General features: G+C 61.7%; 16 protein-coding genes and 4 tRNA genes. 18 read left to right on the top strand and 2 right to left on the bottom strand.

Translation table 11 applies throughout. The annotated features are described in order from the left end of the window. Positions 1 to 279 precede the first annotated feature (279 nt). The 3 genes from ROTMU0001_RS00005 (at position 280) to ROTMU0001_RS00015 (ending at position 4,300) form a co-directional block, all read left to right on the top strand. Positions 280 to 1,047, top strand: coding sequence for an ABC transporter ATP-binding protein (locus ROTMU0001_RS00005; RefSeq protein ID WP_005507396.1), 768 nt, complete (start codon positions 280 to 282; stop codon positions 1,045 to 1,047). A gap of 3 nt (positions 1,048 to 1,050) precedes the next feature. Next, positions 1,051 to 3,804: an ABC transporter permease gene (locus tag ROTMU0001_RS00010; RefSeq protein WP_005507397.1), complete on the top strand. Its 2,754-nt coding sequence runs from the start codon at positions 1,051 to 1,053 to the stop codon at positions 3,802 to 3,804. A 178-nt stretch (positions 3,805 to 3,982) separates the two neighbouring features. After that, complete coding sequence (locus ROTMU0001_RS00015) at positions 3,983 to 4,300, top strand: nucleotidyltransferase family protein (protein ID WP_044141495.1); 318 nt, start codon at positions 3,983 to 3,985, stop codon at positions 4,298 to 4,300. 138 nt (positions 4,301 to 4,438) lie between these two features. Here ROTMU0001_RS00015 and ROTMU0001_RS00020 read toward each other — a convergent pair whose 3' ends face one another. Then, the gene (locus ROTMU0001_RS00020) at positions 4,439 to 5,302 is read right to left on the bottom strand and encodes a response regulator (protein ID WP_005507399.1); all 864 of its coding nucleotides are present in this window, start codon (positions 5,300 to 5,302) and stop codon (positions 4,439 to 4,441) included. 41 nt (positions 5,303 to 5,343) lie between these two features. Next, positions 5,344 to 6,786, bottom strand: coding sequence for a histidine kinase (locus tag ROTMU0001_RS00025; protein WP_245534260.1), 1,443 nt, complete (start codon positions 6,784 to 6,786; stop codon positions 5,344 to 5,346). A gap of 588 nt (positions 6,787 to 7,374) precedes the next feature. Between ROTMU0001_RS00025 and ROTMU0001_RS00030 the strand changes: the two genes are divergently transcribed. The 15 genes from ROTMU0001_RS00030 (at position 7,375) to rpe (ending at position 21,570) form a co-directional block, all read left to right on the top strand. Next, a complete protein-coding gene (locus ROTMU0001_RS00030) occupies positions 7,375 to 8,802 on the top strand; it encodes a hypothetical protein (protein ID WP_005507401.1) in 1,428 nt (475 codons plus the stop codon). Positions 8,803 to 8,984: 182 nt separating this feature from the next. Then, positions 8,985 to 10,040, top strand: coding sequence for a 3-isopropylmalate dehydrogenase (locus ROTMU0001_RS00035; protein ID WP_005507402.1), 1,056 nt, complete (start codon positions 8,985 to 8,987; stop codon positions 10,038 to 10,040). A 353-nt stretch (positions 10,041 to 10,393) separates the two neighbouring features. Further along, positions 10,394 to 11,491 (top strand): branched-chain amino acid aminotransferase, encoded by a 1,098-nt coding sequence (locus ROTMU0001_RS00040; protein ID WP_005507403.1) that lies wholly within the window; start codon positions 10,394 to 10,396, stop codon positions 11,489 to 11,491. Positions 11,492 to 11,739: 248 nt separating this feature from the next. Continuing rightward, on the top strand, positions 11,740 to 12,492 hold the full coding sequence (locus tag ROTMU0001_RS00045) for a fumarylacetoacetate hydrolase family protein (protein ID WP_005507404.1): 753 nt from the start codon (positions 11,740 to 11,742) through the stop codon (positions 12,490 to 12,492). 57 nt (positions 12,493 to 12,549) lie between these two features. Next, positions 12,550 to 14,061, top strand: coding sequence for a glutamate--tRNA ligase (gene gltX / locus ROTMU0001_RS00050; protein WP_005507405.1), 1,512 nt, complete (start codon positions 12,550 to 12,552; stop codon positions 14,059 to 14,061). 2 nt (positions 14,062 to 14,063) lie between these two features. Beyond that, positions 14,064 to 14,501, top strand: coding sequence for a hypothetical protein (locus ROTMU0001_RS00055; protein WP_005507406.1), 438 nt, complete (start codon positions 14,064 to 14,066; stop codon positions 14,499 to 14,501). A gap of 263 nt (positions 14,502 to 14,764) precedes the next feature. Continuing rightward, positions 14,765 to 14,840 (top strand) — tRNA-Gly (locus ROTMU0001_RS00060). 544 nt (positions 14,841 to 15,384) lie between these two features. After that, positions 15,385 to 15,456 (top strand) — tRNA-Gln (locus ROTMU0001_RS00065). 22 nt (positions 15,457 to 15,478) lie between these two features. Beyond that, positions 15,479 to 15,554, top strand: a tRNA-Glu gene (locus ROTMU0001_RS00070). Between the two features lie 442 nt (positions 15,555 to 15,996). Then, positions 15,997 to 16,071 (top strand) — tRNA-Val (locus ROTMU0001_RS00075). Positions 16,072 to 16,176: 105 nt separating this feature from the next. After that, positions 16,177 to 17,025, top strand: a complete 849-nt coding sequence (locus ROTMU0001_RS00080; protein WP_005507407.1) for a PD-(D/E)XK nuclease family protein — start codon at positions 16,177 to 16,179, stop codon at positions 17,023 to 17,025. Between the two features lie 238 nt (positions 17,026 to 17,263). After that, entirely contained in the window at positions 17,264 to 17,869 is a 606-nt protein-coding gene (gene def / locus ROTMU0001_RS00085; RefSeq protein ID WP_005507408.1) for a peptide deformylase, read from the top strand. Positions 17,870 to 17,875: 6 nt separating this feature from the next. Further along, positions 17,876 to 18,844, top strand: coding sequence for a methionyl-tRNA formyltransferase (gene fmt, locus ROTMU0001_RS00090; RefSeq protein WP_005507409.1), 969 nt, complete (start codon positions 17,876 to 17,878; stop codon positions 18,842 to 18,844). Beyond that, positions 18,841 to 20,820 carry an RsmB/NOP family class I SAM-dependent RNA methyltransferase gene (locus ROTMU0001_RS00095; RefSeq protein WP_005507410.1) on the top strand — a complete coding sequence of 660 codons (1,980 nt, stop codon included), beginning with the start codon at positions 18,841 to 18,843 and terminating at the stop codon, positions 20,818 to 20,820. The genes fmt and ROTMU0001_RS00095 overlap by 4 nt, the downstream gene beginning before the upstream one ends. Before the next feature lie 54 nt (positions 20,821 to 20,874). Further along, entirely contained in the window at positions 20,875 to 21,570 is a 696-nt protein-coding gene (rpe, locus tag ROTMU0001_RS00100; protein ID WP_005507411.1) for a ribulose-phosphate 3-epimerase, read from the top strand. Positions 21,571 to 21,900: the final 330 nt, after the last annotated feature.

Raw genomic sequence — 21,900 nt, forward strand, 5'->3', positions numbered from 1 at the left:
CAGAATGGGGGGAGGAGCCGGGGGCTTTTTCGCATACATATAGGTGTAGGCGCGGGCAGAGAAGCTGGGGGGAGAGAGAAGACGCCGGTTGAGCCGCCACTCATCCTTAAGGATGATGCCAGTACCCCGCCCAGCCTGCCGCAGGCTCACCTCAGCCCGTGGAATGAGCGGGGAACCTGCGCATCCGCAGGTCAAGACCCGGTGAACACCCGCCAAAATCAACCTGGAGGATGAGAAAAACCCCGTAGTCAGCACCACATCGCGTGAAATAATTGAACTATGACTACGACAACTCCTCACGCACAGACGGCACAGGTTGCCGTCTCCGCACGAAACCTTTCCAAAACCTACGGCATGGGTGAAGCAACTGTCCACGCCCTCAACAACGTCTCCGTCGACTTTGAGCAGGGCAAGTTCACCGCCATTATGGGCCCCTCCGGTTCCGGTAAGTCCACGCTGATGCAGACCATCGCAACCCTGGACACCCCCGACCCGAACCCGGCAACCTCCATCCGTATCGGCGGTACCGAGCTCTTCGGCCTGAAGGACAACGCCCTCACCGAGTTCCGCCGCGAACACATCGGCTTCATCTTCCAGGCGTTCAACCTGGTGCCCACCCTCACCGCGGGCCAGAACATTGACCTGCCCCTGGGTCTTGCCGGTAAGAAGCCGGACCCGCAGTGGCGCGACTACCTGGTCAAGACCCTCGGCCTGGAAACCCGCCTCGACCACCGCCCCGAACAGCTCTCCGGCGGTCAGCAGCAGCGCGTCGCCATCGTGCGTGCACTGCTCGCACGCCCCGAAGTGGTCTTCGCCGACGAACCGACCGGTAACCTCGACTCCAACTCCGGCGCCGAGGTGCTGCGCCTGCTGCGCGCCGCCGCAACCGACCACGCACAGACCATCCTCATGGTCACCCACGACGCAAACGCCGCCTCCTACGCAGATCGCGTGGTCTTCATCAAGGACGGCATGGTTGCCGGCGAAATGATCGAACCCACCTACGACGCCGTCCTCGGCGCAATGGCACAGCTGGAAGGTCGATAAGCCGTGGCAACCACACTGAACACGGTGGCGCGCTCCAATCTGCGCGCCTCCAAAGGAAAATACATCCTTACGGGCATAGGCATCGCGATCTCATCCTTCTTCATCGCAGCCATTATGATGCTCACCAACTCGTTGCAGGCGACCGTCAACTCCTCCGTAGGCGACGTGCTCTCCCGCGCCGAGGCGGTCGTCGCCTCCGCTGCTACAACCAGCGACGGTAAAGACAGCACCTCTATCTACCTGACTCGTGACCAGATTCAGAAAGTAGAAAAGAGCGACCTGCTCTCCGGCTACTGGGTACAGTACGCCGTCACGGGTTCGATCGGTACCGGCGACCAGAAAACCCCCGTGCAGTACAACCAGCTGCCCGCCGACTCGAGCCTCTTCCCGTACAAGGTACAGGGTAAAATCCCCAGTAGCGACCACGAAATCATGGTCTCTACCTACTTCGCGAAGAAGCACAACCTCTCGCTGAACGGCAAGGTCACCAGCACCGACGTTGTAGAATCCGTCAGCGCCCCCGGTACTGACAAGACCGCCGAATACACCGTCGTCGGTCTGTTCGACCCCGGTTTTGAAGGCTCCACCACCAATCAGGCTGTCTTCATTGGCGGCACCAGCCTTGGCGAAGCCACCCTGAAAGCAGCCGAGACAGAAAACAAGAGTTCCGCGGCAGGCTACCGGGGCATGGCTGGCGCGAACCTCATCTACCTCAAGTTCAAGGACGGCGTAACCGACGCCAAGCTCAAGAGCCTGCAGGACTCCCTCAGCAGCGGCGACACCAAGAACGACCCGCGCGTCATGACCGGTCAGAAGCTGCTGGAGGACTACCAGAAGAGCATCTCCACGGTCTTCACCTCCATTAGCGTGGTCCTGGGCGCCTTCGCAGCACTGGCTCTGCTGGTTTCCTCGTTCGTCATCTCCAACACCTTCGCGGTGCTGGTCGGCCAGCGCATCCGTGAACTGGCTCTGCTGCGCACCCTCGGTGCCCGCGGCGGCTCCCTCGTACGGATGCTACTCATCGAATCCATTACCGTGGGCGTGGTGTTCTCCCTCATCGGTGCACTGCTGACCTACCCGGTTGGCGCGCTGGTTGGTGCAAACCTCACCACCATCATGATTTCGTACTCGATTACCCCGATCCTGGTGAGTGTGCTCCTCTGCACCATTGTCACGATTCTGGCGTCGCTCTCCCCGGCACGAAGCGCCCTGCGCATCTCGCCCATTAGCGCGATGAGCGAGCACACCAACCGCGAAGTCAACAAGCCCGGCAAGGTCGGCCCAATCCTGGGCCTGGTTTTCGGTGCCGCAGGTATCGGCCTGGTTATGCTGGCTCAGAACCAGGGTTCCGGTGAGGGTGCCGGCAATAAGGCCATTGCCTTCATGATGGGGGCCGCGCTGCTGCTCGGTATTGCGGTCTTCCTCCTCACCCCGCTGGTACTGCCGCCGCTGGTACGTGCCCTCGGTAAGGTTACCCGCACCCAGACCGGCAAGCTGGCGCTCGCCAACGCACTGCGTTCGCCCAAGCGCACCGTCTCCACCGGTCGTGCCGTGCTGGTGGGTACCCTGGTCGTGTCGACTGTGCTGACCGGTTACTCGGTGCTGAGCGCCTCGCTGACCAAGGCCCTGGATCAGCAGTACCCGATTTCTGCACAGGCAAAGTACAGCTCGTATGACCAGTCCGAGGCAACCTCCACCGTGACCAAGGCGGAGGAAATCGCCTCCAAGGTCAAGGGTATTAAGAACGTTCAGGCATCCGCCGTCGGTTACGCAGCCGGTGTGGTTGACTACACCGTCGAGTACGAGGGGCAGACCGCCAACCAGAATTCCGACCTGGTGGCGTTGAGCTCCTCCGATCTGAAGGCAATCCTGCCGGGCGAAAACTCGAACCTTGCCGATGACACCGTGCTCGTACCGCAGGGCCTCTGGAAGTCCGCTGGATTGAATGAGTCCAGCCGTCTGAAGGCACACGGCCCGCTCGGCGAAGTGGAACTCAAGCCCGTCAAGTCCACGACCAAGCAGAACCTGCTGATTGTCAACCCTGCCACCGCCGCCAAGCTGCAGGACGCCAAGAACCCGCAGAAGGTTGCCAACCCTGCCGCTGAGGAAGCTCAGAAGCGCCTGGAAGAAGCAATCGCCAGCGGTGACAAGGAAGCTCAGACGAAGGCAGCACGTCTGACCGTCACCAGCCAGGCAACCGGTAACGACACCGTCGTTCTGGTGCGTGCCGCCTCCCCGCTGACCAGTAGCGAGAACGAGACCCTGCAGGCTGACCTGAACCGAGCCAGCCCGAACAGCTCCTTCACCGGTGGCTTGCAGGAACGTCAGACCTACGACCAGATACTGACCGTTATGCTGACCTTCACCCTGGTGATGCTCATGCTCGCAGTGGTCATCTCCATCATTGGTGTGGCGAACACGATGACCCTGTCGGTCAACGAACGCCGCCGCGAGAACGCGATGCTCCGCTCGCTGGGTCTGTCCCGCAAGCAGCTGCGCCGCATGATCTCCATTGAGGCGATTCTGATTACGCTCGCCGCTGTGGTACTCGGTATGGTTTCCGGTGGTGTGATTGGTAGCCTCTCGGCGCAGATTATTATGTCTTCCATGAGTGCTTCCGCCCCGCTGGTGCTTGACCTGCCGTACGTCTGGTACGTGGTCATCCTCGTGGTGGGTGTGCTCGCCGCGATGCTGGCTTCGGCTCTGCCGGCGGCTCGTTCGGCTCGCATGTCCCCGGTTGAGGGTATGCGCGGCTAACCCGCTGTATCTGGCATAGTCACAGTACCTGGCGAACCCGGATACTCGGCGTGAGAAAGCCCCGGAGGGTGCCTCGATTAGGAGGCGCCCGCCGGGGCTTCACTGTGTCCTCTAGTTTGGCGTGCTCTCAGACTCTTGGAGCTGACCTGTAGCCTGGCTTTGCGCGTATGATGGGTGTATGAGCACTAGCCACCCCAATCTGCGTCGCAGGTACACGCTACCCCATGAAGCGGAGGTTCTTCAGATCCTCCGTGACGCTGGTGTGCGCCGTGCCCGACTCTTCGGCAGCGCCGCCCGCGGTGAGCTGACCGAAACCAGCGACCTGGATTTTTTGGTGCAGATGCCGGGGGCGGCCCCTTTTGACGAGTTCATGCAGATGGTCGATGCTCAGCACCGCATTGAACAGCTGACCGGCCGTAGCGTTGATATGGTCACCCGGTTGCGCCCCCGCATCTATGCGGAGGCAGAACCAGACATGGTGGAGCTGCCGCTATAAGAAGTTGCCTGAGCTGATGAGCGACTTTGAGCGAATCATCGACGAGATACAAGAAACTACTTAACTAAAGAGCCCCGGAGGGTGCCTCGATCAGGAGGCGCCCTCCGGGGCTTCACTGTGCCCTTATATAAGGGAGCGCTAGTGGGCGATACCCGCCTCATACGCCATAATGACCGCCTGCACACGATCACGCGCACCCAACTTCGCCAACACATGCGACACATGCGTCTTCACCGTCGCCTCCGACAGCACCAGCTCCCGCGTAATCTCCGCATTCGACAAGCCACGCGCAATCAAACCCAGCACCTCAAACTCACGCGGCGACAACTGCTCAATCAACTCACGATGCGGATAATCCTGCGCAGGCTCGCTCTGATAAGAAGAATTAGCCGGGCTTGCATGCCCAGCCGGAATAAACGTTGCCTTAGGAAGCTCAGAACCAGCAGCCGGGGGAGTAGCAGGAACAGACTCAGCGGCAGGAGCGGTAGGAACAACAGGAGCGGGGGAGTCCAACACCGGAATCATCTGCTCCAACAGGCGGCGAGTCGCAGACGGCGCAATCACCGCATCGCCGCGGTGCACCGTACGAATCGCCTCCAGCAGCTGCTCCGGCGGAGTGTCCTTCAACAAGAAACCGCTCGCACCCGCACGCACCGCCGAATACACGTACTCATCAATATCGAAAGTCGTGAGCATAATAATGCGCACCCGCTCATCCTCGGAAACTTCACGCTCGCCGTCACGCTCCAGAATACGGCGCGCCGCCTCCAGGCCGTCGCAGTGCGGCATGCGCACATCCATGAGGATGACCTGCGGCGCCTGCCCCTCAGAGACCATGCGGTCAAAAACGTCAATCGCCGCCAGGCCGTCATCAGCTTCCATGACGACCTGCAGGTCCGGCTGGGAGTTGACGAGCATGCTCAAGCCGCCGCGCACTAGGCGCTGGTCGTCAACGAGCATCACGCGGATCGGCTGGGTAGTCTGTGGTGCAGAAGAGTACATAGTTTCAATCCTAGATCACGAGGTAGTAGAGGGCACGGGTATTAGAGGTCGCGGTAGGGCAGCGCCGCCTCAACGAGCCAGCCGCCGTCAGGTTGCAGACCGTAGGTGAGGGTGCCGTGGTAGAGGGCGATGCGTTCGCTCATGCCGCGCAGACCGTTGCCGCTACCGGGCACAGGGCGGGCAATGTGCTGAGCCGCGGCAGAGGAAACCGGGCCGTTATGAACCCACAAGTGCAGACCGTCCTCGCCCCAGTGAATGGTTACGGTGGTTGCCGCACCGGGGGAGTGCTTGAGCGCGTTGGTGAGCGCCTCCTGCACGGTGCGGTACGCCGCCAGCTCGGCACCCTGCGGCAGGGTGCGCGCCATGGTGCCGGTGATTCCGGTGAAGGTGACGGGTAGCCCGGCGCGTCGGCTCTGCTCCACGAGGGCGGGTACATCGCTGAGGGCGGGCACGGGCGCGTAGGCGGTTGCCTCGTCTGTGCGCAGTAGCCCGAGTAGGGAGCGCATCTGGGTGAGGGAGTCGCGTGCCGTGTCTGCGATGAGTTCTAGGGTCTGCTCGGCAATATCCGGTTCGCTCTGCTGCTGAGCCTGACCCGACTGCTCTACCTGTGCAGTTTGCTGCTCTGCCTGCTGTGCCTGTTGTGTTTGCTGGGCGCGTGCGGTGCGGGCGCTTGCGGCGGCGTAGCGTGCCCCGTCCGCTTGGGAAATAATGCTGGAGAGTGAGTGCGCCACAATATCGTGCATTTCGCGGGCGATGCGGGTGCGTTCGTCCTGCGCGGCGAGGCGGCGTTCCTGTTCCTGCTCGTATTCGAGGCGGCGGGCGCGTTCTTTGAACTCTTCGCTGCGCAGTTCGCGCATGCGGCGGGAGTCGCCGAGGAACCAGAAGACGGTGAAGATGGATCCGCAGAGCACGCCGAGCATCAGGGAGATGAAGATGCGGGCGGGTATGTCGTCCCAGTGGTAGAGGAACGATAGCGAGGCCTGCACGGTGACGGCGAGTGCGCCGACCCAGCCGAGAATGAGGCCGCGGAAGCGGGCGCGGCGGGTCCAGTGCCTGCCGATGTGGTAGGCGGCGAGGCTGACGGGCGGGTAGCAGGTGATGGCGAGTGAGTCGGGGAAGGGCTCCACGAGGGTGAGGCAGAGCGCCGCGATGATCACGTAGATGCTGCCGTAGGGGAAGCGGTAGCGGAAGTAGAGTGCGGTGGTGCTGCAGAGCGCGGAGATGACCGGGATCCAGCCGTAGCTGTTGACGAAGGCTGCGGAGAGTACGCAGCAGAAGAACTGCATGTGCGCGACGACGATGACGTTCATCCAGCCGCGTTTGTCTCTGAGGTAGTTTTGCACGCGGCTGGAGGCGCTGATTGCGTCGGCGGGTAGATCGCTGTTTTCTGAGCTGCCGCGGGTATGCGTTACGGCGTAGCCTGATTCGGCTGTCTCTGTGCTGTGCTGTGGGTTCTGCTGGGGTTCGGTGTGCTTAAGGGGCATGTGTCCAGTGTATCGGGGTGGTGGGGTGGGATTGGGAGCCTCTTTTTTGCTCTCACGTGCAGGAATATTTTGTGGGTTTGTGTGTGGGGGCGTGTGCTTGAGTGAGTATGACACGTCAAAAACAGCTATTTTTAGTGACCTTAATTACTTTTTTATAGATTATTTATTCAACTAAAGCTTGAGAGTTTGGGGTTGTATGGGGTTCGAATTCGGGTTTATGAGACCCATAACTCCCTTAAGTAACCTATTTTGGTTGAAAAACCTTCAACCAAGGCGGAGAGTTTAAGGGAAACCCCCTCATCAAACCATTTTTGGAACCATTGCGGTGTAGGTCCTTGATGGGTATAGTTTTGGCTGTACCCGAAATCTACGCCGATGGTCTATGACCTCGCAGAGCGAACACCAAGCGCTCTGAAACGCGAAAGTCCCTAAGCAGGGGACCGGTTACAGCATTATGTCGTTATCACCAGAGGTTAGGCACAAGCCTACTTCACTCACTCGAATCTCATCAGGTGACGTTCTTCGCCGCGCACGACGGCGGGTGATAACTTTTATTCCTCAAAATGACATCACTCTCGAAGGACATACATGTCTACTAACATTTCTCGCCGCAAGGTTGTCGCTGGCGCAGCATGGGCTGCTCCGGTTGTCGCAGCATCTGCTGCAGTTCCCGCTTTTGCATCTTCCACTGAGTGCGACTACGCATCTGCTCCCAAGTTCAACATTTCCGGTCAGCCCTCCGGCGCTAAGGACACCGTCAAGTTCACCGTTCCCGCGAAGGTCGACAAGATCAAGTTCGAGGTTGCTGGTGGCGCAGGTGGCGGTTCCAACCAGGTTGCTGGTGGTTCCGGTGCTCTCGTGACCGGTGTAATCCCCGTCAAGGAAGGCCAGGTCATCGAGCTGGTCGCAGCTTCCGGTGGTGTGGCTTACCTGGAGTCCGTCAGGGGCGTCGACAGCCCCGCACTGTGGCAGACCCGCCCCGCAACCGGTGGTAAGGGTTACGGTAACGGTGGTGACGTCAACGAGCAGCCCGTTCCCGCTGACGTCAAGGCTCAGGTTGACGCTAACTGGTCCAAGCCTTCCGACATGAAGCGTTACCTCTACGGTGGTTCCGGCGGCGGTTCCTCCGCTCTGATCATCAACGGCACCCCGGTTGCTGTTGCAGGTGGCGGTGGCGGTGCGGGTATCCGTACCCAGCCCGGTACCAACAACATGCCCTCGGGTAAGTACTACAACCCCAAGGCAGTCGACGCTTCCACCACCCGCCTGAGCGACCCCGACGTTAAGTCCGTTCTGCCCGCAGGTGCAAGCGCATCCGCAGCAGTCGGTGACAGCGCTGAGACCTCCATCTCTCACTACACCGTTCTGAAGCCGCACACTACTGATGGCACCGCTATGAAGGTTGCCGGTGGTCACGGTGGCGGTAACGGTCAGGGTGGTGCAGGTGGCGAGCAGCCCCTGCTGTACTCCACCCTGGGTAATGTCTACGGCGTTTTGGGCTTCAAGAGCCAGAACAAGCAGGAGCTCTTCAGCTCCGCTACCGCTGGTGACAAGGGTGGCTCCGGCTTCGACGGTAAGGGTGCAGACGGCGTCTTCGCATACTCCTACCAGATTGACAACAACGATATCTCCAAGCTGGAAATCGTTCACGCGACCAACCCTGTTAACCTCAACGATAAGACCAACCTGGACGAGGACTCCACCCGTAAGTCCTTCAACGGTTACCAGACTGTTGTCTCCGCAGGTGGTGGCGCAGGCTACGGTGGCGGTGGCTCCGGTGCTGCTCGAGGCCTCTCCTCCATCATCACCTCCCAGAAGTGGAACGGTAACGAAGAGCCCACTCGTTACCGCCAGAATGTTAGCGCACTGCTTCAGGCAGGCGCAGGTGGCGCTGGTGGCTCCTACGTTGCTCCCAGTGTTACCGGCGGTGCCATCGCATCCGCTAACAACGCTGCGAAGGCATCCGGCGTTCGTAACCCCGGTTACGTGAAGGTCTACCTCTGCGAGCGCTCCTAATAGCGTCTAAGTTCTTACCCTGTGAGAACTCGTAGATAAACGATATTCCCCGGCTGAATATTCAGCCGGGGAATATTGTTTTAATCTGCAGTGCCCATCTAGCCCACCCCTGCCTAGCCCAGAGTCTGAGAACCCGCCCGCACACTCTACCGCCCACCCGCGGCGCGTATTACGGTAGAGGCATGACTGAAGCACGTAGCATCGACCTCGCCGTCATCCCCGGCGACGGCATCGGCCCCGAAATCATTACCGAAGCCCAGCGCATCCTCACCCGCGCCTGCGAGCTCGAAAACATCACCGTAACCCCCACCCACTACAAGCTCGGCGCCGAGCACTGGCTGGAAACCGGTGAAACCCTGCCCGACTCCACCATGGACGCCCTCAAGCAGCACGACGCGATCCTCTTCGGCGCTATCGGTGCAGACCCGCGCAGCGGCAAGATTCCCTCCGGCCTCATCGAACGCGAAATGCTCCTGAAGCTGCGCTTCGCCTTCGACCACTACATCAACCTGCGCCCCTCCCGCCTGTACCCCGGCGCAGTCTCCCCGCTCGCCAACCCCGGCAACATTGACTTCGTCGTTGTGCGTGAAGGCACCGAAGGCCCCTACATCGGCAACGGCGGCGTGATTCGCCAGGGCACCCCGCACGAAATCGCCACCGAAGTCTCCCTCAACACCGCACACGGTGTGGAGCGCCTGGTACGCTACGCCTTCGAGCTGGCATCCACCCGCCGCAAGAAGGTCACCCTCGTGCACAAGACCAACGTGCTCACCCACGCAGGTCGCCTCTACAACCGCTACTTCACCGAAATCGCGGCTGAATTCCCCGAGGTTGAGACCGACTACCTGCACATTGACGCGACCACCATCTTCATGGTCACCGACCCCGCCCGCTTCGACGTGATCGTCACCGACAACCTCTTCGGCGATATCATCACCGACCTCGCTGGTGCAGTGACCGGCGGTATCGGCTACGCGGCAAGCGGCAACATCAACGCCGTCGGCGAGTTCCCCTCCATGTTCGAGCCCGTACACGGCTCCGCACCGGACATTGCCCGCCAGAACAAGGCAAACCCCACCGCCGCAATCCTCGCCGGTGCAATGTTGCTGCGCCACCTCGGCCACGACGCCGCCGCAGCCCGCATTGAGGACGCTGTCGAGGCAGATATGCGCGAAAACGGCGCGACCGTGCGTGGTACCGACCAGGTCGGCGCGGACGTGCTCGCACGCCTCGGTTAATACTTGCCCGGCTAAAACTGGCTCGGCTAAAACGTGAACTACGCTAGCGAAGCCCGGAAGGAACGCACCTTCCGGGCTTCACCTGTTCACATCCTGAATGGGAGAAAAGGTGCGCATGCGGCAAACGCATCTTTCCGGTACTCTAAACAGGTCAGGCACACCCGCCCGGCACCTCGGCGGTGGACACCCTCCACCACTCGCTTGATGCATCCAACTAGCACAGACCGCTAGATGCACCATCTGCCCCGCACGACAACGCGCCCGGCGGCACACACCGGCTCTACGCCCCGACGCAAGAACCGCGAATCAAAGAACGCCTGCAAAAGCAACTAGACAAAGAGGAACGCAGAACGATGGCCATCGAATTCAGCCACGAAGCAAACCAGTCACCCGCCACCGCCGAACGCCGCGCCGAAATCCTTGCAAACCCCGGCTTCGGTGACTACTTCACCGACCACATGGTCACTATCGACTGGGAAGGCGACTACAAGACCGGCGGCACCTGGTACGACGCACGAGTTCGTCCCTACGGCCCGCTCGTCCTCGACCCCGCAGCATCCGTGTTCCACTACGGCCAGGAAATCTTCGAGGGCATCAAGGGCTACCGTCACGCTGACGGTTCCGTATGGACCTTCCGCCCCGAAAAGAACGCGGCACGCTTCGCGAACTCCGCACGCCGCCTCTCCCTGCCCGAGCTGCCCGAAGAGACCTTCATCGAATCCCTGCGCGAACTCGTGAAGATGGACGAGCAGTGGGTACCCACCGGCGACGGTGAAGCCTTCTACTTCCGCCCCTTCATGATCGCAACTGAGGCGTTCCTCGGCGTTCGCCCCGCACGCCACGTGCAGTACCACGTGATTGGCTCGCCCGCAGGTAACTACTTCGGCACTCCCGAACCCGTGGACATTTGGCTCTCCACCACCTACGCCCGTGCAGGCGAAGGCGGCACCGGTGCGGCAAAGTGCGGCGGTAACTACGCAGCATCCATGATTGCCCAGACCGAGGGTGAAAAGCACGGCTGCAAGCAGGTTATCTTCAAGGACCCGCACCGCGGCGACGCCATCGAAGAGCTCGGCGGCATGAACGTGTTCTTCATCTTCGGCAAGGAAAACAAGATCGTCACCCCCGAACTGACCGGCACCATCCTGGAGGGTGTGACCCGCTCCTCGCTGATTCAGCTCGCTAAGGACCGCGGCATGACCGTGGAGGAGCGCGCTATCACCCTCAACGAGTGGCGTGAAGGCGTGGCAAACGGCGACATCACCGAAATCTTCGCCTGCGGCACCGCGGCAGTGGTCGCACCCATCGGCAAGCTCAAGGCAGAAGACTTCGAAATTCCGGCACCCACCGAGCACTTCGGCGAAATCTCCAAGAGCCTGCGCGAAGAGCTCGTCGGCATTCAGCTCGGCACCGTTGAGGACCGCCACGGCTGGATGACCCGCCTCATCTAAAACGTGAATCTAACGTAACCCGCGAAATCCCCGCAGGATGCGCCCGCACCCGGAACGCGCACCCGCGGGGATTCGCTGTGCCCGGTCAGTGCTGTGCTCAGCGAATATTGCGCGCGGCGTTGATAGCGCGATGACAGGGGAGGGGAGGCACACCCCGCCGCCGTCCCTCGATAAAACCCGCCCCGCCGAACCCGACCCCGCTAAAACCCGACCCGCCGCCGCCCTCGAAGGCTGGTACCCTAGAAAGTATGCGTATTGCACGATTTACCGTAAATAATGAGCTCCACTTCGGGCTGGTAGAAGGCGACGCAGGCGAAGAAACCCTGCGCGTACTCGCCGGCGACCCCTTCTACTCGGGCATCGAACCGACCGGCACCACCTACCCCATCGATCAGGTGCGCCTGCTCGCCCCGATCATCCCCCGCTCCAAGGTGATTGGAGCGATCGCAAACTGGGCAGGAACCGAGGCGCCCGCCTCCCCGCAGTTCTTCCTCAAGCCCAACACCACCGTGATTGGCCCCGGCGACCCCGTGACCCTGCCCGAGTACTCCGAAGCCGTCAGCGCAGAAGGTGAACTCGCCGTCATTATCGGTCGTATCGCCAAGTCCGTGCCTCTTGAGCGCGTACACGAAGTCATCTTCGGCTACACCGTAGCCAACGACCTCACCGCCCGCGACCTGCTCGAAGACCGCCAGTGGACCCGCGCCAAGGGCTTCGACGGCTCCACCCCGCTCGGCCCCTGGATCGAAACCGACCTGGACACCGACTCGCTGAACATCACCACCTGGGTTGACGGCGACGTCGTGCAGGAAGGTAACACCTCCGAAATGCACTACTCCGTAGCCGAACAGGTTGCCGCAGCCTCCGAAATCTTCACCCTGCTGCCCGGCGACGTACTGCTCACCGGCACCCCCGCCGGCATCAGCGTACTGCGCGACGGCAACGAAGTAGAGGTCGAAGTCGAAGGTATCGGCTCCCTCGTCACCCGTGTGCGCGACTAAACAGCCCGCACCCAAAAACGTAACGTACATCCTGAAACACACCGTCAAGGAGACATCATGACCGAATACCACGGTCCCGTACTCAACAGCCCCGCAGACACCCGCGTCCGCTTCTGCCCCTCGCCCACCGGCACCCCGCACGTGGGCATGGTCCGCACCGCCCTCTTCAACTGGGCGTATGCACGCCACACCGGCGGCAAGCTAATCTTCCGCATCGAAGACACCGACGCGGCACGCGACTCCGAAGAGTCGTTCAACCAGGTGCTCGAATCCCTGCACTGGCTCGGCATCAACTGGGACGAAGGCGTTGGCGTCGGCGGCCCCCACGAGCCCTACCGCCAGTCCGAGCGTAAGACCGCAGGCATCTACAACGAGATCTTCGAAAAGCTCGTTGAAGGTGGCTACGTGTACGAAGACTTCTCCACCCCCGACGAGGTGAAGGAACGCCGCAAGGCAGCCGGTCAGGACCCGCAGCTCGGCTACGACAACTACGACCGCAACCTCACCGAAGAGCAGAAGGAAGCCTACCGCGCCGAGGGCCGTAAGCCCGTGTGGCGTCTGCGCATGCCCGACGAGGACATCACCTTCAACGATCTCGTTCGCGGTGAAATCACCTTCAAGGCCGGTACTGTTCCCGACTACGTGGTCGTCCGCTCTAACGGCGACCCGCTGTACCCCTTCGTGAACCCCGTCGACGACGCACTCATGGGCATCACCCACGTGCTGCGCGGCGAAGACCTGCTCTCCTCCACCCCGCGCCAGATCGCGCTCTACCGCGCACTCATCGACACCGGCGTGACCAGCTTCATCCCCGAATTCGGCCACCTGCCCTACGTCATGGGCCAGGGCAACAAGAAGCTCTCCAAGCGCGACCCCGAGTCGAATCTCTTCCTGCTGCGCGACTCCGGCTTCATCAAGGAAGGCCTGCTGAACTACCTGTCCCTGCTGGGCTGGTCCCTTTCCGCAGACCAGGACGTCTTCAGCATCGACGAGCTCGTCGAGCACTTCGACGTACACGACGTTGTCGCCAACCCCGCACGCTTCGACGTGAAGAAGGCAGAGTCCATCAACGGCGACCACATCCGTGCGCTCGACCCCAAGGACTTCCGCGACCGCCTCATCCCGTACCTGCAGGCTGCAGGCGTACTCGGCGAAACCCTCACCGAGCGCCAGGAGCAGGTCCTCACCGAGGCCGCACCCCTCGTCCAGGAGCGCATGCAGCTGCTCGGCGAAGCACCCGGCCTGCTCGCATTCCTCTTCAAGGCTGACGAAGAAATCAGCACCGCAGACGACGCACGCAAGCAACTCAAGGAATCCGCACCGCAGGTCCTCGCCGCTGCAATCGAAGCTCTGGAGCCCCTCGAGGACTTCACCGCAGCCAACATTGAGGCAGCCCTGCGCGCCGCAATCGTCGACGGCCTGGAAATCAAGCCGCGCCTCGCATTCGGCCCCGTGCGTATCGCAGTGTCCGGTGAGCGTATCTCCCCGCCCTTGTTCGAATCCATGGAAATCCTCGGCAAGGAATCCTCCCTCGCACGCCTGTGCAAGCTTGCCGCTGAACTGAGCTAACCATGAGCCAGCCGAATAACCAATCCATCATCGGCAAGGCGCTGCTGAAGGGCACCCTCATGGCGCTCACCAACGCCTGCATTATCTGGCTGTTCGCCTACATTGCCGGCTTTGACCGCTCCGTGTGGATGGTCGTCATCATTATTGCCGGTGCGGCGCTCGCCTACGTGACCGCATTCCTGGAGGCACGCGCCATGCAGAACGCGGCTCGCGGCGGCGATGTGAGCACCTCGTCGTCTGTTGTTGATTCTTTGGACTCTTCTGACTCTTCGGACGAAGAAGACGACTTCGTGGACCCGGGCCCCGACCCGGACGCGGGCGACTTCGACGCCGGAAGCTCCAGCAGCTCCAGCAGCTCGGACTACAGCAGCTACAGCAGCTCCGACTACTCTGGCGGCGGAGATTCCGGTGGAGGCGACTCCGGCGGTAGCAGCGACTAAGCTCTAGAGAATCCCCTTATCCAGCGGGAATCAGACGACCGAAAGGTCTGAAGAAACCCGGCGGATAAGGGGATTTTTTATAAATTTGAGAATATTTTTTGTGATGGGTGTTTCCTGTAAAACTACTAGTCAGTATGTTTTATTGGGGTGAATCTGGCTCAATTTTGGGGAGTATGGCAAGAATTTGGTTTGCGCACCCCGGCAAAGGCTCGTATAGTAGTACCTGTTGTTGCGACGAACTGAAAAGTTCAAAGCGAAAACATGCGGTTGTAGCTCAGTTGGTAGAGCACCACCTTGCCAAGGTGGATGTCGCGAGTTCAAGTCTCGTCAACCGCTCCACTGAAGCCCCGAGGTTCGCCTCGGGGCTTTTTCGTTGTCTCCAGAATTTATCGGCTCCGAAATTTGCTGTCTCTGGGGGTTTTAGGTTTTGGAGGCGCGAGTGTGGGGTAGGGGCTCTGTGATCTTTTCTGAGGTGAATGCTTGGGTGAGCTGACTGCTTGACTGCTTGGCTGCCTGGCTGCTTTGGTTATCTGACGACCTGACTGTCCTGTCATCTGGCTACCGGGAGGCAGTGTAGGAAAAATCTTCAAAAAAATTTGGGATGCAAAGCGTGCGGGGGAGAGGGTGAAACTACTCTCTGAGTCACCTCGGAGCTGCTTTGAAGGGTGAAAATCGGCCCTAAAACCCTCTTTTTGAAGAAATTTAAAAAACTTTTTAACCCCAAAAACCCCGGAAACACGCGGAAGTGGCGGGTATAAAACTGTGAATGTGAGGCGGCTCTCCAGATTTCAGCTTGCATGCCTCCAGAAAGACCCGTATAGTTATTACTCGTTCCGGTGAAAAGCCGAAAGGCGAAAAACGGAACGGTAACTCAATAGAGTAATGGGATATGGTGTAATTGGCAACACGAAGGTTTCTGGTTCCTTTGTTCTAGGTTCGAGTCCTGGTATCCCAGCTAACCTCCTAACGGAGGTTGCGGCCCCATCGTATAGCGGCCTAGTACTCCGCCCTCTCACGGCGGCAACACCGGTTCAAATCCGGTTGGGGTCACCACTAGGAAATAAACCCTCAGTCTTCTGGCTGAGGGTTTATTTGTTTATTGGGCAAAACTGAGCCCAGATTCTATGGTGCCGCCGTGAGCCTCTCACGGCGCCGCTCCTTACGTCGCGGCACTCCGGGGCATGATGGATTTCCTCGCGCGCTCGGCATCATGCCCCTCCGTCACCTGTTCACATCCGGTTGGGGTCACACTAGGAAAAAGCCTGGTTTCTTCGGAAGCCAGGCTTTTTTGTTTATATCTGTATCTGTCGGAAGATCTCTTAGAATCTATGGTGCCGCCGCATACTCCTCGAAAAGCTACAAGTGTTTCGAGAAGCCACCATTTTTGTGGCTTTTCGAAACACAAGTGGCTTCTCGGCAGGAAAGGAACGGGGAGAAAAAAGGGGAGCGCAAAATTTGACCTTCACGCCAAGCCTCGGTATAGTCTTATCCGTAAGCGTGATTGGCGCAGTGGTAGCGCGCTTCGTTCACACCGAAGAGGTCACTGGTTCGAACCCAGTATCACGCACCAATAACCCCCGTTTCAAGGAACGGGGGTTTTATTATGCCCACCGGGTCAAACCCACCGGCAACAGTCCACCGCAGCGGACACAACCACCCGAGAATGAGGTACCCTGTGACAACACCCGAACTCGCCGCAGCCACCGACTACGGACGCATGTACTCCCGCAAACGCGGAGGAGAACTCCTCGTCCCCTCCATCACCACCGTCATCGGGCAGCACGCCAACGACCTCAGCGGCTGGCACGGGTACATGGCCGCCAAGGCCGCCCTCGAAGACCAGCGCGCCTACCGCGCCACCGGATCGCACGGCCTCAAATTCGCCATCATCCGCGACGCAGCCAGCGCCTCCGAACGATACCGCGACGCAGCTGCCGCCCGAGGCGACCGCGTGCACAACTACGCCGAAAACGTCGCCCTACGCGCCATGGGCCGCGAACACAACCTCGACGAAAGCCGCGAACAGCTCATCATCAACGGCGAACAAGCCTACGCCGACCGCTTCGACGAATGGTGGGAAGCCTTCAAGCCCCGCCCCCTCGCCGCCGAAGTCACCATCTGGAACGACACCGTCGGCTACGCGGGCACCCTCGACCTCGTCGCAGAAATCGCAGGCCGAACCTGCATCATCGACTACAAAACCAAAGGCACCGACAAACGCGGCCGAGTCAAAGCACTCGACGAAAAAGTCGTCATGCAGCTCGTCGCCGGGCTCAAAGCCGAAGAATCCCTCCTCGACCCCGACGAAGGCACCTGGGAACCCTGGAAATACGGCGACGCGCCCGTCCTCATGGGCGTAGCCCTCGGCGAAACGCAGGTGCTGCCGCAGCAGGCAAACCCCGCCGTGCTCGAACGCAACTGGTACAAGTTCTGCGCCCTGCGCCGCGTCTGGGAATTCGACCGCCAGGTCCAAGAATTTGAAGACCCCGCGCTCATGCCCGTAGTACCCCCGCCCGCGGTATAGGGGAGTAGCGATAATAGCCGGGGAGAGATGAGGCTCAGCCTTCGCCCCAACGCCTCGATTCGTTCTAGATTCGCGCTACTGAATCGGCGACAATAGAACAATAGGCAGAACGGCGCGCACCTGCTGTGAAGAACCCGCTGCGAAGATTGCGCCTGCTGGGGAAAACCGTCAGCGCAGTTCTGCCGCCATATTGAAATCCGTAAGCACATTCCCGGCACACCGCCGGCAAAGGAGGACCATGACCATCCTGAGCATCCGCACCGTAGGCGACCCGGTGCTGCGCAGCGTCTGCGACCCCATCACCGTCTTCGACGACGACCTGGCACGACTCATCGACGACATGCTAGAAACCATGTACGACGTGGGCGGCGTGGGCCTTGCCGGCCCGCAGGTTGGTATCTCCAAGCAGATTTTCACCTTCGGTGGTATTGACGACCGCGAAGGCTACATCATCAACCCTGTGCTCGAAGTCGGCGAAGAAGACCAGGAAGGCGGCGAAGGCTGCCTGTCCGTGCCCGGTCAGAAGTCCGCGACCCCGCGCAAGAACTGGGCGCGTGTGACCGGCGTGGACCGCCGCGGTGAGCCCCTCGTGCTGGAGGGTGAGGGCCTGTTCGCGCGCATGCTGCAGCACGAGACCGACCACCTGCACGGCAAGCTGTTCATCGACCGCCTCGTGGGTGAAGACCGCCAGCGCGTGATGCGTGCCCTGCGCGCCGCAGACTACAACACTGTCGCCGCGAAGACCGTGACCGAGCGTGCAACCCGCGTGGGCGGTGCCTTCGGCGGCGGTGGTGCGTTCGGTGCCGGTTCTGCCGGTTCCTCCTTCGGTAGCTTCGGAAAGTAGGCTCACATGCTCAACATCATTTACGCAGGCACCCCCGACGTTGCTGTGCCTCCGCTCGACTACCTGGCGAACTCCGATAAGGTTCGCGTGGTCGGCGTGCTCACCCGCGAAGACGCCCCCGTGGGCCGCAAGCGCGTGCTCACCCCCTCCCCGGTCGCGCAGCGTGCCGAAGAGCTCGGCCTGCCCATCGTGAAAGCAAACCGCTGGAACGACGAAGCCGCCGCAGCCATTGCCGAACTGAACGCTGACGCAGCCGCCGTGGTCGCCTACGGCGCCCTGCTGCCGTTGCCCGCGCTCGAATCCCTGCGCTACGGCTGGGTCAACCTGCACTTCTCCAAGCTGCCCGCATGGCGCGGCGCCGCCCCCGTGCAGCGCGCCCTCATCGCCGGTGAGCAGGAAATTTTCTCCACCACCTTCCTGCTCGAAGAAGGCCTGGACACCGGCCCCACCTTCGAACAGGAATCCACCGCCGTAGCCGCCGACGGCACCGCAGGCACCGTGCTGATGCGCCTCGCAACCAGCGGCGGCGCACTGCTTGAACGCACCTTCGAACGCCTCGAAGCGGGCGAGAACGGCACCGTGCAGGTCGAGGACGAGTCAGTTAGCTACGCCTCCAAGATGAGCATTGCCGACGGCCGCCTCACCTGGACCGAACCTGCCGAACAGATTCTGGCACGCTTCCGCGGCGTGACCCCCGAACCCGGCGCATGGTGCGAACTGGGCGAAAACCGCTTCAAGATCGGTGGCCTGGCGGTTGCCGACGAGCGCCTGGTGCAGTCCCTGACCGAGGCGAACGGCGGCCCCCTCGCACCCGGTGCGGTGCGTCTGCACGCGAAGAAGGTACTCGTCGGCACCGGTACCGAACCCCTGATGCTGCTGCAGGTTCAGCCTGCCGGTAAGAAAATGATGGATGCGCCCGCGTGGGTTCGCGGCGCTGGCAAGGACATGGCGGAAGGCCTGGTGGTACTCGCATGAGCAACGAAAAGCGCCCCTACAAGGGAGGACACGGCAAGTCCGGCAACGGCAAGTTCAGCCAGGGTAACGGTCAGGGTAAGTTCAATCAGGGCGGCGGTCAGGGGGAGGGCGGCGCGAAGCGTAAGCGTCGCCGCCGCTCCGGCGCTGGCAACGGCTCCGGCTCTGGTGTGAGCGAGCAGAACCGCCAGCAGTCCCAGAATTCCCAGCGTTCGCAGAATCAGCGCGCTCAGAATCAAAGCTCGCAGGGCCGCCCGCAGAAGTGGGACGACAACTCCCGCAGCGAATCGCGTACCGGCCGCCGCTTTGACGGCCTGACCAGCGTCGAACGCGCCGCACGCCGCGCCAAGACCGAGCACGACGACACCAAACGCGGTGGCGGCGGCACCTCCCAGCGCAATAAGAGCGGCCACGAACGCAACCGCCGCTCCATGTCCGCCCGCGAATTCTCCGCGGCGGCACCCTCCGCACGCTCGCGTACCGCAGACACCGCCCGCGCAACCGTCTTCGACGTACTGCGCTCCGTAGCGGAATCCGACGCCTACGCGAACCTCGTGCTGCCCAAGGCGATTCGTAGCCACCGCCTCGACCACCGCGACGCAGGCTTCGCCACCGAGCTGACCTACGGTACGCTACGCCACCAGGGCACCTACGACGCAATACTCAGCCGCTGCGTAGACCGCCCCATCGAGAAGGTCGGCACCACCACCCTGATCGTGCTGCGCATGGGCGTGCACCAGCTGCTGAACATGCGCGTTCCCGCCCACGCTGCGCTGAACCAGAGCGTGTCCCTGGCACGCGAAAAGATCGGTGCGGGCCCGGCAAGCTTCATCAACGCGGTGCTGCGCCGCGTCTCCGAGCGCACCCCCGAAGAGTGGTACGAACTCATCATTGAGGACGCGAAGGACGACACCGAGCGCATGGCGCTGCTCGCCTCGCACCCCGGCTGGATTGTGCGTTCCATGCGCCAGGCACTCGTCGCGCACGGCCGCCCCGCCTCCGAAATTGAGCAGCTGCTCGAAGCGGACAACCTCGCCCCCGTGGTGAACCTGGTTGCGTTGCCCGGCCTGGGTAGCCTCGAGGAGGCACGCGAACAGGGCGCCATCGACGGCGAGCTGGTTGAAGGTTCGGCGCTGTACGCCTCCGGCGACTTGGCGCGCCTGGAATCCGTACATGAAGGCACCGTACGTGCCCAGGATGCTGGCTCCCAGCTGGTGGCACGCGCGCTCGCCGCCGCACCCCTGGACGGCACCGACACCGCATGGCTCGACCTGTGCGCAGGCCCCGGCGGTAAGGCGGCGCTCCTCGGCGCGCTCGGTATTCAGCGCGGCGCATCACTGGTTGCCAACGAGGCGGCACCGCACCGCGCGCAGCTCGTGGAATCCTCCATGCGCCCCCTGCCCGAGGACAGCTACACGGTACTCACCGGCGACGGCCGCCAGATCCGCGAGACCCTGCGCAAGAACGCCTCCGACCTGCCCGGATCCATTGAGCCCGGTCAGCTTTTCGACCGTGTGATGGTGGATGTGCCCTGCTCCGGTCTGGGTGCCCTGCGCCGCCGCCCCGAGGCGCGTTGGCGCAAGTCCCCGCGCGATATTGCCGAGCTGCTGCCCCTGCAGCGTCAGCTCCTGGACGCAGCTATTGAGGCGACCCGCCCCGGCGGCGTGATCGCCTACGTGACTTGCTCCCCGCACGCGGCAGAAACCCAGAACATTGTTGCCGAGGTGCTCGAAAGCGGCGCGGTCAGCCTGCTTGATTCCGCCGCCGCACTGCGTGAAGTCGCCCTGCACACCGAAGGCGCGAACGGCGAACCCGTGAGCGTGCTGGCGGGGGAGAAGGACCCCGGCCATACCCCCGAAATCAAGGTCAAGAAGGGCGCACCGGTCGTGAAGGCTTCGGAGAACCCGACCACCGCGCAGCTGTGGCCGCACGTGCACGGAACCGACGCCATGTTCCTCGCTCTGCTGCGTAAGAACTAGCCGCTTCACCGCCTAGCATCACTGGCCATACGGCACGGATTTGAAAGGAACCCCATGGGTATTGCCATTAACCCGTCGATTCTCTCGGCGGATTTCGCGAACCTGCAGCGCGAGCTGGAGCGCATTTCCACCGCAGACGCCGCGCATATTGACGTGATGGACAACCACTTCGTCCCCAACCTCACCTGGGGCCCGCCGGTGGTCAAGCGTCTGCGCGAAATCTCCCCGGTGCCGTTCGACGTGCACCTGATGATTGAGGACGCCGACCGCTGGGCACCCGAATACGCCAGCATGGGCTGCGAATCGGTGACCTTCCACGCGGAGGCTGCAATCGCCCCCATCAAGCTGGCGCGCACCCTGCGTGCTGAGGGCGCGAAGGCGGGTATGGCGCTGCGCCCGGCAACCGCTGTGGAACCCTACCTGGACATGCTCGGCGAACTGGACATGCTGCTGATCATGACCGTGGAACCCGGCTTCGGCGGCCAGGCGTTCCTGGACGTGACCCTGCCGAAGATTGCCCGCGCCGCCAAGGCGATTGAGGGTGCGAACCTGCCGGTGACCGTGCAGGTGGATGGCGGCATCACCGAAGAGACCATCCTGCGTGCTGCGGAGGCGGGTGCAACCTGCTTCGTTGCCGGTAGCTCGGTCTACGGTGTGGGTGAGGCGCTCGGCGGCCCGGAGGCGGCAATCGCCTCCCTGCGTGCGGCAGCCGCATCGGTCAAGCGTTCCGGTGCCGGTTGCGGTTGCTAGCGGTGCACGCCGGTAACAGTGCCCAGTCACTCTGATACTGTTGCCCGCGCCCATAAAACCTCAACGTCCCGTTGTGAAGTCTGCGCCCCGTCGCGGCTCTTCGCGGCGGGGCGTTTTGCGTGCCATGCTTTCTCAACCGCCGCAGATTTATAGCAAGGTAACAGCAGGGGAGAGATACCTGTTTAAGCGACATAGTGTCAGCAAGACTATGACAAAGCGTGATATATGTTACCCCGCGCAATTCCGCGGCAAAACCGGGTATCCTGGCGGTCAGAGAAGGCAAACAGAACACATCTTGATGTAACACTCAGATATCTGTAAGGTTAGGTA

It is taken from the genome of Rothia mucilaginosa ATCC 25296, assembly GCF_000175615.1.
Lineage (GTDB): Bacteria > Actinomycetota > Actinomycetes > Actinomycetales > Micrococcaceae > Rothia > Rothia mucilaginosa.

Coding starts and splice junctions, on each gene's coding strand:
- ROTMU0001_RS00025 (WP_245534260.1), bottom strand. CDS start 6,786: ATGCCCCTTAAGCACACCGAACCCCAGCAGAACCCACAGCACAGCACA.
- ROTMU0001_RS00015 (WP_044141495.1), top strand. CDS start 3,983: ATGAGCACTAGCCACCCCAATCTGCGTCGCAGGTACACGCTACCCCAT.
- rpe (WP_005507411.1), top strand. CDS start 20,875: ATGGGTATTGCCATTAACCCGTCGATTCTCTCGGCGGATTTCGCGAAC.
- ROTMU0001_RS00035 (WP_005507402.1), top strand. CDS start 8,985: ATGACTGAAGCACGTAGCATCGACCTCGCCGTCATCCCCGGCGACGGC.
- ROTMU0001_RS00040 (WP_005507403.1), top strand. CDS start 10,394: ATGGCCATCGAATTCAGCCACGAAGCAAACCAGTCACCCGCCACCGCC.
- fmt (WP_005507409.1), top strand. CDS start 17,876: ATGCTCAACATCATTTACGCAGGCACCCCCGACGTTGCTGTGCCTCCG.
- def (WP_005507408.1), top strand. CDS start 17,264: ATGACCATCCTGAGCATCCGCACCGTAGGCGACCCGGTGCTGCGCAGC.
- ROTMU0001_RS00020 (WP_005507399.1), bottom strand. CDS start 5,302: ATGTACTCTTCTGCACCACAGACTACCCAGCCGATCCGCGTGATGCTC.
- ROTMU0001_RS00095 (WP_005507410.1), top strand. CDS start 18,841: ATGAGCAACGAAAAGCGCCCCTACAAGGGAGGACACGGCAAGTCCGGC.
- ROTMU0001_RS00030 (WP_005507401.1), top strand. CDS start 7,375: ATGTCTACTAACATTTCTCGCCGCAAGGTTGTCGCTGGCGCAGCATGG.
- ROTMU0001_RS00005 (WP_005507396.1), top strand. CDS start 280: ATGACTACGACAACTCCTCACGCACAGACGGCACAGGTTGCCGTCTCC.
- ROTMU0001_RS00045 (WP_005507404.1), top strand. CDS start 11,740: ATGCGTATTGCACGATTTACCGTAAATAATGAGCTCCACTTCGGGCTG.
- gltX (WP_005507405.1), top strand. CDS start 12,550: ATGACCGAATACCACGGTCCCGTACTCAACAGCCCCGCAGACACCCGC.
- ROTMU0001_RS00055 (WP_005507406.1), top strand. CDS start 14,064: ATGAGCCAGCCGAATAACCAATCCATCATCGGCAAGGCGCTGCTGAAG.